At 70.3% G+C, this 12,540-nt stretch carries 9 protein-coding genes and 1 rRNA gene; 8 read left to right on the top strand and 2 right to left on the bottom strand.

Going from position 1 to position 12,540, the window contains the following annotated elements; translation table 11 throughout:
• Positions 1 to 151 precede the first annotated feature (151 nt).
• From AC07DO_RS18165 to AC07DO_RS18150, 4 genes are all read left to right on the top strand, one after another.
• The gene (locus AC07DO_RS18165; protein ID WP_150168621.1) at positions 152 to 328 is read left to right on the top strand and encodes a Trm112 family protein; all 177 of its coding nucleotides are present in this window, start codon (positions 152 to 154) and stop codon (positions 326 to 328) included.
• A gap of 66 nt (positions 329 to 394) precedes the next feature.
• Positions 395 to 1,594 (top strand): SIS domain-containing protein, encoded by a 1,200-nt coding sequence (locus AC07DO_RS18160; RefSeq protein ID WP_479060758.1) that lies wholly within the window; start codon positions 395 to 397, stop codon positions 1,592 to 1,594.
• A gap of 185 nt (positions 1,595 to 1,779) precedes the next feature.
• Positions 1,780 to 2,931 (top strand): mannose-6-phosphate isomerase, class I, encoded by a 1,152-nt coding sequence (gene manA, locus AC07DO_RS18155; RefSeq protein ID WP_479060757.1) that lies wholly within the window; start codon positions 1,780 to 1,782, stop codon positions 2,929 to 2,931.
• 106 nt (positions 2,932 to 3,037) lie between these two features.
• The gene (locus AC07DO_RS18150; protein WP_479060756.1) at positions 3,038 to 3,997 is read left to right on the top strand and encodes a cation diffusion facilitator family transporter; all 960 of its coding nucleotides are present in this window, start codon (positions 3,038 to 3,040) and stop codon (positions 3,995 to 3,997) included.
• A gap of 116 nt (positions 3,998 to 4,113) precedes the next feature.
• On the opposite strand, the gene AC07DO_RS18145 is transcribed toward AC07DO_RS18150, so the two are convergent.
• Entirely contained in the window at positions 4,114 to 6,231 is a 2,118-nt protein-coding gene (locus tag AC07DO_RS18145; protein ID WP_479060754.1) for a fructose-specific PTS transporter subunit EIIC, read from the bottom strand.
• A 395-nt stretch (positions 6,232 to 6,626) separates the two neighbouring features.
• Between AC07DO_RS18145 and ahcY the strand changes: the two genes are divergently transcribed.
• Positions 6,627 to 8,081 (top strand): adenosylhomocysteinase, encoded by a 1,455-nt coding sequence (gene ahcY / locus AC07DO_RS18140; protein WP_479060753.1) that lies wholly within the window; start codon positions 6,627 to 6,629, stop codon positions 8,079 to 8,081.
• 999 nt (positions 8,082 to 9,080) lie between these two features.
• The gene (locus AC07DO_RS18135) at positions 9,081 to 9,695 is read left to right on the top strand and encodes a hypothetical protein (RefSeq protein ID WP_479060752.1); all 615 of its coding nucleotides are present in this window, start codon (positions 9,081 to 9,083) and stop codon (positions 9,693 to 9,695) included.
• Positions 9,696 to 9,704: 9 nt separating this feature from the next.
• Here AC07DO_RS18135 and AC07DO_RS18130 read toward each other — a convergent pair whose 3' ends face one another.
• Positions 9,705 to 10,775: an RDD family protein gene (locus AC07DO_RS18130; RefSeq protein ID WP_479060751.1), complete on the bottom strand. Its 1,071-nt coding sequence runs from the start codon at positions 10,773 to 10,775 to the stop codon at positions 9,705 to 9,707.
• 88 nt (positions 10,776 to 10,863) lie between these two features.
• Here AC07DO_RS18130 and AC07DO_RS18125 point away from each other — a divergent pair, with 88 nt between their 5' ends.
• On the top strand, positions 10,864 to 11,871 hold the full coding sequence (locus tag AC07DO_RS18125; RefSeq protein WP_479060749.1) for a stage II sporulation protein M: 1,008 nt from the start codon (positions 10,864 to 10,866) through the stop codon (positions 11,869 to 11,871).
• 577 nt (positions 11,872 to 12,448) lie between these two features.
• Positions 12,449 to 12,540 (top strand): 16S ribosomal RNA (locus AC07DO_RS18120); the annotation flags it as partial.

The following is a 12,540-nucleotide window of genomic DNA, read 5'->3' as shown; positions in this document are numbered from 1 at the left end:
CGGCCCCCACGCCCCGCCCCGCTCGGAGGTAGGCTGACCAGGCCGCATCCTGCGCGGCGGCGGCGCGGTTCTCGGCGGGCGGACCACCGCGTGCGAACACCCCGCCGCAGCAGCGCACCACCCATCACATCCGTTCGAAGGGACCCACCCCATGCCGCTCGAAGCCGGCCTCCTGGAGATCCTCGCCTGCCCGGCCTGCCACGCTCCCCTCAAGGAGACGGAGACCGAGCTGGTCTGCACGGCGGACGCCAAGGAATGCGGCCTCGCCTACCCGCTCCGCGACGGCATCCCCGTACTCCTCGTCGACGAGGCACGCCGCCCCGCGTAGCGACAGCAACCGGTCACCGACCGGCACCCGCAGGAAGCCGCGCCCCGCGATCGGAGACCTGACCCCATGCTCGACGAGTCGCATCTCGACGACCCCGAGGCGCTCGCCCGCGCCGACCGCCGCGGACTGCTCCGCGGCGCGGCGGAGGCAGGCGCCCGCGTCCGCACCGCCGCCCGGCACGCCGGGGAGGCGGGGCTCACCGAGCTCAAGCCCGACGGCCGCCCCCGCGCCGTCCTCCTCGCGGGCCCCGGCACCGCCGCCGCCTGCGTGGCCGACCTCCTCGACGGCCTCGTGGGCTCCGGGTGCCCCGTGATCAGGCTGGCCCCGACCGGCGTCGCACCCGCCGCCGGAGCCCTGCGCTGGGCGCTGCCCGGCTGGGTCGGCCCCGTCGACCTGTTGCTCATCGCCACCCCCGACGGCACCGAGCCCGGCCTCTCGCTCCTCGCCGAGCAGGCCTACCGCCGCGGCTGCACCGTCGTCGCCGTCGCCCCCGCCCGCACCCCGCTCGCCGAGAGCGTGGAGGGCAGCCACGGCCTCACCGTGCCCCTGGCGACCTCGCCCTACGGCGCGTACGAGGGCGCGAACGACGAAGCCACCCGCGGCTCCGCGTCGTACGAGGCACGTCGCGTCGAGGACGAGGCCGCGCCCGGCGCCCCCGGCACCCTGTGGGCCCTCCTCGTCCCGCTCCTCGTCCTCCTCGACCGCACCGGCCTCGTCACCGCCCCCGTCGACGCCCTGCAGAAGGTCGCCGACCGCCTCGACCACGTCGCCGAACGCTGCGGGCCCGCCGTCGCGACGTACAGCAACCCCGCCAAGACGCTCGCCGCCGAGCTCACCGACGCGCTCCCGCTGATCTGGACCGAAGGGCAGTCCGCGGGCGCGGCGGGCCGCCGCTTCGCCGCCACCCTCGCCGAACTCGCCGGGCACGCCGCGCTCGCCGCCGAACTGCCCGAGGCGCTCCCCGCGCACGGCGCCGTCCTCGCGGGCAACACCACGGGCGGCGACGACACCGACGACTTCTTCCGCGACCGCGTCGACGACCCGGCGGCCCTCCGCCCGCGCGTGGTCCTGCTCCGCGACCGCCCCACGGACGCAGGCGGCCTCACCGCCGCCCCCGCCGCGCGCGAACTGGCCCACGGCCACGACGTCGCGCTCAGCGAGCTGGAACCGGAGACCGGCGACGAACTGGAAGCCCTCGCGGAGCTGATCGCCATCACGGATTTCGCCGCCGTTTACCTGGCGCTCGCCCCGAGGGGCGGATCATGACCACCGCGCCGGTCACGGTCCGGGAGGCTACGCCGGCCACGGTTCGGAGAGGCACGCCGGTCACCGGCCGGGTCACCCTTACGGGCCCCGGGCCGGCCACCCCGCCGGTCACCGTCCGGGCCGCGCCCCCGGTCACCGCCGCCGATCAGCACCCGCGTACGCAGTAAGCAAGGGAGAGCCCCTCCGTGGACCGCCTCACCAACACCATCCGCCCCTACGCATGGGGCTCCACCACCGCCATCGCCGAGCTCATCGGCGCCGAACCGAGCGGTGAACCACAGGCCGAGATGTGGATGGGCGCCCACCCCGGCGCCCCCTCACGCACCGAGCGCGGCGCACTGAACGAGGTCATCGACGCCGCCCCGGAGCGCGAGCTCGGCACGGCGGCCGCCGCCAAGTTCGGCCCGCGCCTGCCCTTCCTCCTCAAGCTCCTCGCCGCCGGCGCCCCGCTCTCCCTCCAGGTCCACCCCGACCTCGCGCAGGCCAAGGAGGGGTACGCGGACGAGCAGAACCGCGGCGTCCCCGTCGACGCCCCGAACCGCAACTACAAGGACGCCAACCACAAGCCCGAACTGATCTGCGCCCTCACGCCGTTCGACGGTCTCTGCGGCTTCCGCCCGCCCGCCGAGACCGCGGACCTCCTGGAGGCGCTGGAGGTCGACTCCCTCAAGCCGTACGTCGACCTGCTGCGCGCCCAGCCCGAAGAGGCCGCCCTGCGCGAGGTCCTGACGGCCGTACTGACCGCCGACCCCGAGCAGATGACCGAGACGGTCGCCGACGTCACGGCCGCCGCCCAGCGCCTCGGCGGTGCCTACGAGCCGTACGCCGGCATCGCCCACCACTACCCCGGCGACCCCGGCGTCATCGCGGCGATGCTCCTCAACCACGTCCGGCTGCAGCCCGGCGAGGCCCTGTTCCTCGGCGCCGGCGTCCCGCACGCCTACCTCGACGGCCTCGGCGTGGAGATCATGGCCAACAGCGACAACGTCCTGCGCTGCGGCCTGACCCCCAAGCACGTAGACGTCCCCGAACTCCTGCGCATCGTGCGCTTCGAGGCGACCGACCCCGGCGTGCTGCGCCCGGAGGCATCGCCCGACGGCGAAGAGGTCTACGAAACCCCCATCGACGAATTCCGCCTCTCCCGCTTCGTCCTCCCCGAGGGCACCGCCCCGCACGACCTCACCGCCGCGACGCCGCAGATCCTGCTCTGCACGGCGGGCTCGGTTCACGCGGGCGAACTCACCCTGACGCCCGGTCAGTCCGCATTCGTCCCCGCGGGCGAAAAGGCCGAAGTGTCCGGCGCTGGCACGGTTTTCCGGGCCACTGTGGTGGCCTGACGCACCAGCGCCCTCCCGTGCTGCAACAATGACCCACCGCAAAGGGCGGGCAAAGCCCCGCCCGACAGGGTCGATACGTACGAAGGCGAAGGGACACCCCGCACTCATGAGCGCGTCAGGCGGAACAAAGGCGATTGTCGCGGCACTCGCCGCGAACCTCGCGATCGCGGTGGCGAAGTTCGTCGCGTTCATCTTCAGCGGCTCGTCGTCGATGCTCGCCGAGAGCGTCCACTCGCTCGCCGACTCCGGCAACCAGGGCCTGCTGCTCCTCGGCGGCAAGAAGGCGCAGCGCGAGGCGACCCCGCAGCACCCGTTCGGCTACGGCCGCGAGCGCTACATCTACGCCTTCCTCGTCTCCATCGTCCTCTTCTCGGTCGGCGGCATGTTCGCGATCTACGAGGGCTACGAGAAGATCAAGGACCCGCACGAGCTGGAGCACTGGTACTGGCCCGTCGGGGTCCTGGTCTTCGCGATCATCGCCGAGGGCTTCTCCTTCCGTACCGCCATCAAGGAGTCCAACCAGACGCGCGGCGGCCTCAGCTGGGCGCAGTTCGTCCGCCGCGCCAAGGCTCCCGAGCTGCCCGTCGTCCTCCTGGAGGACCTCGGCGCGCTCGTCGGCCTGATCCTCGCCCTCGGCGGCGTCGGCCTCGCCCTGGCCACCGGCGACGGCGTCTGGGACGGCATCGGCACGCTCTGCATCGGTGTCCTGCTCATCCTGATCGCGATCATCCTGGCCGCGGAGACCAAGTCCCTGCTGCTCGGCGAGGCCGCGGGCACGGAAGAGGTCACCAAGATCGAGAAGGCCGTGGTCGACGGCGACACCGTCACCAAGGTCATCCACATGCGCACGCTCCACCTCGGCCCCGAGGAACTGCTCGTCGCCGCCAAGATCGCCGTTCAGCACGACGACACGGCCACCGAGGTCGCCAGCGCGATCAACGCGGCGGAGGAGCGTATCCGCGCCGCCGTCCCGATCGCCCGCGTGATCTACCTCGAGCCGGACATCTACAGCGAGTCGGCCGCAGCCGCGGGCGAGAACCCGGCGAAGTCGCCCGGCGGCCACTGAGCCCGTCGCGCTCCTACGTCTGTACGTCGAGTCGCGCGCGTACGCCTGTACGTCGATGGGGCCCCGCACCGAGCATGGTGCGAGACCCCATCGACGTAACGGGGGAAACCCTGCCGCTACCGGACCTCGCGCAGCACGTCGAGGATCGCGGCGTCGTCCGGCGCGGCCTCGAGCCGCTCACGGAAGCCCGTGTCCATGAGCTTGCGCGACAGGAGCGCGAGGATCCGCAGGTGCTCGTCGCCCGCGGCCGCCTCCGGCACGGAGATCATGAAGATCAGCTTCGCCTTCGTACCGTCCAGCGAGCCCCACTCGATGCCCTCCGGCGACCGCGCGAACCCGACGAGCGGCGAGTCCACGGCGTCCGTCTTGGCGTGCGGAATGGCGATCTCCTCGCCGAGCCCCGTGGTGCCCTGCGCCTCGCGCCGCAGCGCGGTCCGCACGAGCTCCTCGACGTCGTTGACCTTGCCGGTGGAGGCAAGCAGCGCCGCCATCTCCCGGATGGCCGCTTCCTTGTCGGCGGCGGCCAGCCGGACCTCGACGGTCTGCTCGGTGAGGTAGCCGGAGAGGACCTCACCGGCCTGCTCCTCCTTCGCGGGCGCGGGGGAGGGAACGGCAGGCTGCTTCTGCGCCGTCCCGCCCTGTGAGGACCCGGCGGCCACGGCCGCGCCGCTCGCGGTGGTACCGACCCCCGCGAGCACCGGCTCGGGACCGCCGAGCCCGCCCTGTGCGCCCTGCGCGTCGGCCGGGGATGCCCCACGCCGCTTGCGCTCGCTCAGGTCGACCAGCGTCACGGTGGCGAGCGCCGTGACGACCGAACCGATGGCGAGGGCGACGAAGAACATCGGCACCCCGCCGACCGCACCAAGCACCGCCACGATCGGCCCGCCGTGCGGCACCGCGTCCTTCACGCTCGCCATGCCGGCGATGGCACCGGCGACGGCGCCACCGAGCATGTTGGCGGGAATGACCTGCGCGGGCCGCGCGGCGGCGAACGGAATGGCCCCTTCGGAGATCCCGAAGAATCCCATGAACAAGGACGCCAGCCCGGTCTCCCGTTCCTGCTCGGTGTAGAGCCGCTTGCGGAGCAGCGTCGCGAGACCCTGCCCGAGCGGCATGACCGGGATGGCAGCGGCGCACATGCCCATGACGGTCTGGTTGCCGGTCGCGATGAGTCCCGCGCCGAACAGGAAGGCCGTCTTGTTGACGGGACCGCCCATGTCGAAGGCGATCATCAGCCCGAGGATCGCGCCGAGCAGGATCGCACTCGTACCCGTCATCCCGCTGAGCCAGCTGGTCAGATGCTCGAAGACCCACGAGATGGGCTTGCCGATGACGTAGATGAAGAACAGCCCGAGCGCGGTCGTCGCGATGATGGGGATCACGATGATCGGCATGATCGGCTGGACGAACTTCGGAACCTTGACCTTCTTGATCCACAGCACCAGATAACCGGCCAGGAAACCGGTGACGATGGCGCCGATGAAGCCCGCGCCCGCCTTGGAGTCGTACAGCTCGCCGGTGTTCGCGATCCAGCCGCCGATCATGCCCGGCACCAGCGCGGGCCGGTCGCCGATCGCGTACGCGATGTATCCCGACAGGATCGGCACCATCAGCGTGAACCCGATGGTGCCGATCTGGTTGACGTGCATCCAGAACGAGTCGTCCGGAATGACGAGCCCGCCCTTGGGGTCGGTGTGCCCGCCGAGCGAGAGCGAGATGGCGATCAGCAGCCCGCCGACCACGACGAACGGAATCATGTACGAGACGCCGTTCATCAGCGCCTTGTACGCGACGCTCCGCTCCCGACCGCCGCCTCCGCTGCCTCCGCCGCCGGTCGCGGCACCTTCCGCGGCGCCACCGCCCGCACCCCCGCCGTGCACGGGCGCGCTCCGCACCTGCTCGATGAGCTGCTCGGGGCGGCTGATGCCCTCGGAGACGCCGACGGACAGCACACGCTTACCGGCGAACCGGCTGCGGTCCACGTCCTTGTCGGCTGCGATGATGATGCCGTCGGCTTCTCTGACATCGTTGTCAGTCAGGACGTTCTCGGCCCCGATGGAGCCCTGCGTCTCCACCTTCATGTCGACGCCGAGGCTCTCCGCGGCCTGCGAGAGCTTCTCGGCGGCCATGTACGTGTGAGCGATGCCGGTCGGACAGGCGGTCACGGCGAGCAGCTTGAGCTTCTTCCGCTCGCCGCTGCCACCGCCTATGGGGGGGTCGGCCGGACTGGTCACGTGGATCTCCTTAAGCCTTTGCTCCGAACAAGATCGCGCAAATGTTCCCGATCTCAAGGCATCCTGCAACACGTAAGCGCAGGATCAAAAGCGCAAAGGTCCCATCTCGTCCAGGTCTGACGGCCTCATGACGCCCTGCTCGCCAGACATCACGTCACCGAAGGCGGGCTGGGGCTTGCTGGGCCAATCGGTGTAGCTTGGACACGAGCCAGACGTCGCTGCTGATGGCGGTCGGGCGGTCCGCGCACGGGCTGTCCGAGGGAGAGAGGGCCTCCGACGGACTGCGCTGCGCGCGTCGGTGCACCGGTGTGGCCACCTCCGTGTCCACCCAACACACCCAACGCCGCAGGTCAGCCATGTCCACCCTCGACCCATCCACGAGGAGCAGCTCACTCATGACTCTCATCAACGGCAAGGACTTCAAGGTCGCCGATCTCTCGCTGGCCGCGTTCGGCCGCAAGGAGATCACGCTGGCCGAGCACGAGATGCCCGGTCTGATGGCGATCCGCAAGGAATTCGCCGCCACCCAGCCGCTCGCCGGAGCCCGCATCATGGGCTCGCTGCACATGACCGTGCAGACCGCTGTGCTCATCGAGACCCTGGTCGCGCTCGGCGCCGAGGTCCGCTGGGTCTCCTGCAACATCTTCTCCACCCAGGACCACGCGGCCGCGGCCATCGCGGTCGGCCCCAACGGCACGCCGGAGGACCCGCAGGGCGTGCCGGTCTTCGCCTGGAAGGGCGAGACCCTGGAGGAGTACTGGTGGTGCACGGAGCAGGCGCTGACCTGGCCGAACACGCCCACCGGCGGCCCGAACATGATCCTGGACGACGGCGGTGACGCCACCCTCCTGGTCCACAAGGGCGTCGAGTACGAGAAGGCCGGCAAGGTCCCCGCCGTCGACACGGCCGAGAACGACGAGCACCGCGTCATCCTGCAGCTCCTCAACCGCACCATCACCGAGGGCTCGCAGAAGTGGACCCAGCTCGCCTCGGAGATCCGCGGCGTGACCGAGGAGACCACCACGGGCGTGCACCGTCTGTACGAGATGCAGCGCGACGGCCAGCTCCTCTTCCCCGCGATCAACGTGAACGACGCGGTGACGAAGTCGAAGTTCGACAACAAGTACGGCTGCCGGCACTCCCTGATCGACGGCATCAACCGCGCCACGGACGTCCTGATCGGCGGCAAGACCGCCGTCGTGTGCGGCTACGGCGACGTCGGCAAGGGCTGCGCGGAGTCGCTGCGCGGCCAGGGCGCCCGGGTGATCGTCACCGAGATCGACCCGATCTGCGCGCTGCAGGCGGCGATGGACGGCTACCAGGTCACCACCCTGGACGACGTCGTCGAGACCGCCGACATCTTCGTCACCACGACGGGCAACAAGGACATCATCATGGCCTCGCACATGGCCCGGATGAAGCACCAGGCGATCGTCGGCAACATCGGCCACTTCGACAACGAGATCGACATGGCCGGCCTCGCGGCGATCGACGGCATCGTCAAGGACGAGGTCAAGCCGCAGGTGCACACCTGGACCTTCCCCGAGGGCAAGGTCCTGATCGTCCTCTCCGAGGGCCGCCTGCTCAACCTCGGCAACGCGACCGGCCACCCGTCCTTCGTGATGTCCAACTCGTTCGCGGACCAGACGCTGGCCCAGATCGAGCTGTTCACCAAGCAGGAGGAGTACCCGACCGACGTCTACGTGCTGCCCAAGCACCTCGACGAGAAGGTCGCCCGCCTCCACCTGGACGCCCTCGGCGTCAAGCTCACGAAGCTGAGCGCGGAGCAGGCCGCGTACATCGGCGTCGAGGTGGAGGGCCCCTTCAAGCCGGACCACTACCGCTACTGACCCCGACGGTCCTACAAGCCCGCCAGCACAATCCGGCTCAGCACAATCCGGCTCAGCGCAGCACGGAGTCACCTCAGCAGGCCCTCGCCCTCCCGGCGGGGGCCTGCCCCGTTGCCACCCGGGCTCGGCCGCGCGGCCCGCCCGGCGGATACGGCCTACCCGGCGGATACGGCCCGCCGACGCCGCACAACCCCACCGCAGGCACACGGCCGACCGGGCACGACGGGGGACCCGCCGAACCCCGGCACCGCGAACCTGCGACCGCTCGAGCCCCCCCGAAATCCGCCGCGCCCCGGGCACCGCAGGTAGGCGGACGCCGGGACACTGCGGGCCCGCAAGGGGCAATCCGGGCACGCGACCGGCCGGTCAGGGTGGATCTGCCGAGCCCCGGGCACCGGAGCTTCGCGGACGGCGGGACACCACGGACCTGCTCGGGGTATCTCGGGTACGCGGCCGACCGGACGCGGTGAATCTGCCTGCCGAGCCTCGCGCACCGCAGCTACGCGGACGGCCTCGGCGGTTCCGGCCAATCCCGCCACCGGCGGACCGCCCAGAAACATAGGTGGCCCTGCACCGAGGTCTCACGCACACCGCAGCACCACACACGTCCCCGTCAGCTCCGTGCCCTAGGCTCGCCGATGGTTCGACAGCGAGACACATGAACGGCACGCACCACCGCTCACCATCCCGCTGTCGACCCAACGCGACAGTCAGACGCGTGGACGGCACGCCCTACAGCCCACCCATCCCGCCGTGGACTCAACGCGACGGGCGTGGCGACGGCTCAGCGCCCCCGTACTCCCGCCTACGACTCACCGCCACAGCCCCGACCCCCTAGCCCCGACGTCCCAACGCCCCGACAACGCGACGCCCCAGCCCCGGCGCCCCAGCTCTCTACGAGCCGCAACGCCCCGACCCCGACCCCGACGCTCCACCGCTCCGCCACCGCCCCCCACCGGTTCAGCGCGGAAACCCGACCGAGGACCAGGACCCAAGCCCATGCCCCGCGGCCGCTATTCGCTCCACGATCCGCACGATCACACCCCCCTCGGTGAAGAACACTTCCACTGCGCACCCGGCCCCTCCGGCTGGCGCTACGTCTCCCAACGAATCACCCCCGAAGGCACCCCCGCAGGCTCCGTCGACCTCGCACTCGACGCCCGGGGCCGACCCATCCGCCTGGAACTCCGCGCAGGCGACTGGCAGGTCCGCGCCGGCGCCCTCAACGGCGTCACCTGGGTCCGCACCGACCCCACTGGCGCGCACGCCACCGAAGACAACGCCCCCGCCCACGCATTCACCGGCACATCCCCCGCTTTCCTCGTCGCAACGGCCAGGCTCCTGAACCTGACCCCCGCTTCCCCCTCGACCAGACTCCGCCTGGTCGCCTTCACGGACCCGGTCCTCGCCCCCCGCACGCTCGACCAGTCCTGGGCCCTGAAGAAAAGCGAAGCACACGCCACTGACAACGGCTCCCTGATCGTCGACGAATACCAGGTCACAGCCCTGGACACGGGCGAACAGCACGCCGTCCACATAGCCGGAGACGTAGTCCTGGCGGCCCCCGGCATCGAGCTGGAACACCTCGAGACCCCACCGTCGACCTTCGCCTGACACGGCGCCTCACGCAGGCGGCACGAACCCCGTGGCCGGGGGAGCCTCCTCCGCACCCGACCCGCCAGTGCCGGCACCACGAACACGGGGGCCAGCAGAAGCCCCAAACACACCCGGAGCACCCGGAGCACCCGGAGCACCCGGAGCACCCGGAGCACCCGGAGCACCCGGAGCACCCGGAGCACCCGGAGCACCCGGAGCACCCGGAGTAACGGGAGCAGCAAAAGCCCCGGAGTGAGCCGCAGCCACAGAGCCGCCCCCACCCCCGCCCCCGTACCCATATCCGGAGCGAGAGTCGAGCCCGCCCAGCCCACCCCCCGCTTCCGTTCCCGGCCCACCAAACGCCCGCCGAGCATCTCGAGCCTGCCGCTCATGCACGACCGCGGCGAGATACGCGGCCGCCGGCACCCCGTACGGCGCCGGCGCCCCCGTCCGCTCCACCAGATCCCCCGCGAGCCGCTCAGCCATCGCCCCGCCCACCTGCGGATCCAGTTGCCCCATCCGCGTGAGGTACTGGCGAATGGCCAGCCACAGCCCCTCGGGCACGCCGGACAGATCCAGCTCGGCGAACCGCCCGACCAGCCAGGGCGGCGGCGGAGGAACGAACGCAGCACGCCCCGCAGGCACCCGCTCACGTACGACCAGCGTCCCCGCGAACACATCCCCGAGCCGCCGCCCCCGCGCCGAGACCAGCGACGCGATGCACGCGACGACCCCGAACGTCATCAGAATCTCGACGACCCCGACGGCCCCCCGCACCAGCGCGTGCCGGAACCGGATGGGCCCGCCGTCGTCCCGCACCACCCGCAGCCCGCACGCCAGTTTCCCGAGCGACCGCCCATGGCTCAGCGTCTCCACCGCGATGGGGACACCGATCAGAACGAGTACGAAACTGGCGACCGCCACCGCGGCAGCCGCGGCATCGTCCAACGACGAAGTAGAGGCGATGATCCCGAAGGTCACCACCAGATACACCACGAAAGCCACGGCCAGGTCGATCAGCACCGCCAGCGCCCGGCTCGGCAACTTCGCGGGCCGCAGCTCCAGCGCCACCGCCTCGCCCGTCACAAGCTCACTCACGCCGGCCACCCTTCCCTGCCCTGCCGTAGGAGTGGCCAGTCTGCCAAGCTGAACAATCACGCGCCGCAGTACGAGGAGCAGTCTTCCGATGGACCTCGACGTCTTCGTGTCCGCCCACCGAGCCGAGTGGGACCGACTGGACGCCCTGCTGCGCCGTCGGCGCCGCCTCTCCGGAGCCGAGGCCGACGAACTGGTCGCCCTCTACCAGCGCACCGCCACCCATCTCTCCCTGATCCAGTCCAGCTCACCGGACCCACAGCTGACCGGACGGCTGACCCAACTGGTTGCACGCGCGCGTAGCGCCGTCACCGGCACGCGACGCGCCTCCTGGCGCGACGTGACCCGCTTCCTGACACAGGGCTTCCCCGCCGCGGTCTACCGCTCCCGACGCTGGTGGATCCCCACGGCCCTCCTGTCGACGGTCCTGGCGGCGATCATCGGCTGGTGGATCGCCGCACACCCCGAAGTGCAGTCGACGATCGCCGCCCCCAGCGAGCTCCGGCAGATGACCCGCCCCGGCGGCGAGTACGAGACGTACTACTCCAGTCACCCGGCAGCCTCATTCGCCGCCCAGGTGTGGACGAACAACGCCCAGGCAGCCGCAATGTGCCTCGTCCTGGGTGCGTTCCTGTGCTTCCCCGTCCTATGGATCCTCTTCCAGAACATGCTCAACCTCGGGGTGGGCATCGGCCTGATGTCCTCGGCCGGCCGCCTGGACACCTTCCTGGGCCTGGTCCTGCCCCACGGCCTCCTGGAGCTGACCGCAGTGTTCGTCGCGGCAGGTACAGGCCTACGTCTCGGCTGGACCGTCATCGACCCGGGCCCTCGCACGCGCCGCACGGCCCTCGCGGAAGAGGGCCGCTCCGCTCTGGGGATGGCCATCGGCCTGGCTCTGGTCCTCTTCGTCTCGGGCGCCATCGAAGGCTTCGTCACCCCGTCGGGCCTCCCGACCTGGGCCCGCATCGTCATCGGCATCGGCGCCGAAACGGCCTTCCTCGTGTACGTCTACGTGCTGGGCGGAAGAGCCGCCCGAGCAGGCGAGACGGGCGACCTCGACAGCGCCGAACGCAGCGCTTCCGTCCCTCTCGCAGCGTGATGTGCATAGGGCGCATCCGACCTGCTAGTCTCCTCATCGCCCCGGAAAAACCGTTGACACGGAAGGACCGGGGAGGTAGATTCGAACAGTTGCCTACAGCTGGACAAGTTCGGCGGTAACGGTTAATATCTTCCTGCTTCTTGAATCTCATCAATGCAAGAAGCCGCCCCGATGATTCGGAATCCGAAGCCGGTAAGACCGGCCGAAAACTTCTGATAAAGTCGGATCCGCCGGAAAGGGCAACGCGAAAGCCGAAAGGCCGGAGCGGGAACCGGAAAGGCACCGAGGAAATCGGACACGAAAGAGTCTGATAGAGTCGGAAACGCAAGAACAAAAGAAACACCGAAGGGAAGCGCCCGGAGGAAAGCCCGCGAGGGTGAGTACAAAGGAAGCGTCCGTTCCTTGAGAACTCAACAGCGTGCCAAAAGTCAACGCCAGATATGTTGATTACCCCGTCTCCAGCATCAGCTGGGACGAGGTTCCTTTGAAAAAACACAGCGAGGACGCTGTGAACCGGGGGGATTATTCCTCTCCCTGGTTCCGCTCTCGTGGTGTTGCACCGGATTACCGGTACACATTCACGGAGAGTTTGATCCTGGCTCAGGACGAACGCTGGCGGCGTGCTTAACACATGCAAGTCGAACGATGAAGCCCTTCGGGGTGGATTAG

This window comes from Streptomyces sp. NPDC045678, from assembly GCF_056432085.1.
Note: the sequence above shows the minus strand (reverse complement) of the source record. Positions and strands in the feature narration are given on the sequence as shown.

Coding starts and splice junctions, on each gene's coding strand:
- AC07DO_RS18165 (WP_150168621.1), top strand. CDS start 152: ATGCCGCTCGAAGCCGGCCTCCTGGAGATCCTCGCCTGCCCGGCCTGC.
- AC07DO_RS18135 (WP_479060752.1), top strand. CDS start 9,081: ATGCCCCGCGGCCGCTATTCGCTCCACGATCCGCACGATCACACCCCC.
- AC07DO_RS18150 (WP_479060756.1), top strand. CDS start 3,038: ATGAGCGCGTCAGGCGGAACAAAGGCGATTGTCGCGGCACTCGCCGCG.
- AC07DO_RS18160 (WP_479060758.1), top strand. CDS start 395: ATGCTCGACGAGTCGCATCTCGACGACCCCGAGGCGCTCGCCCGCGCC.
- AC07DO_RS18125 (WP_479060749.1), top strand. CDS start 10,864: ATGGACCTCGACGTCTTCGTGTCCGCCCACCGAGCCGAGTGGGACCGA.
- ahcY (WP_479060753.1), top strand. CDS start 6,627: ATGACTCTCATCAACGGCAAGGACTTCAAGGTCGCCGATCTCTCGCTG.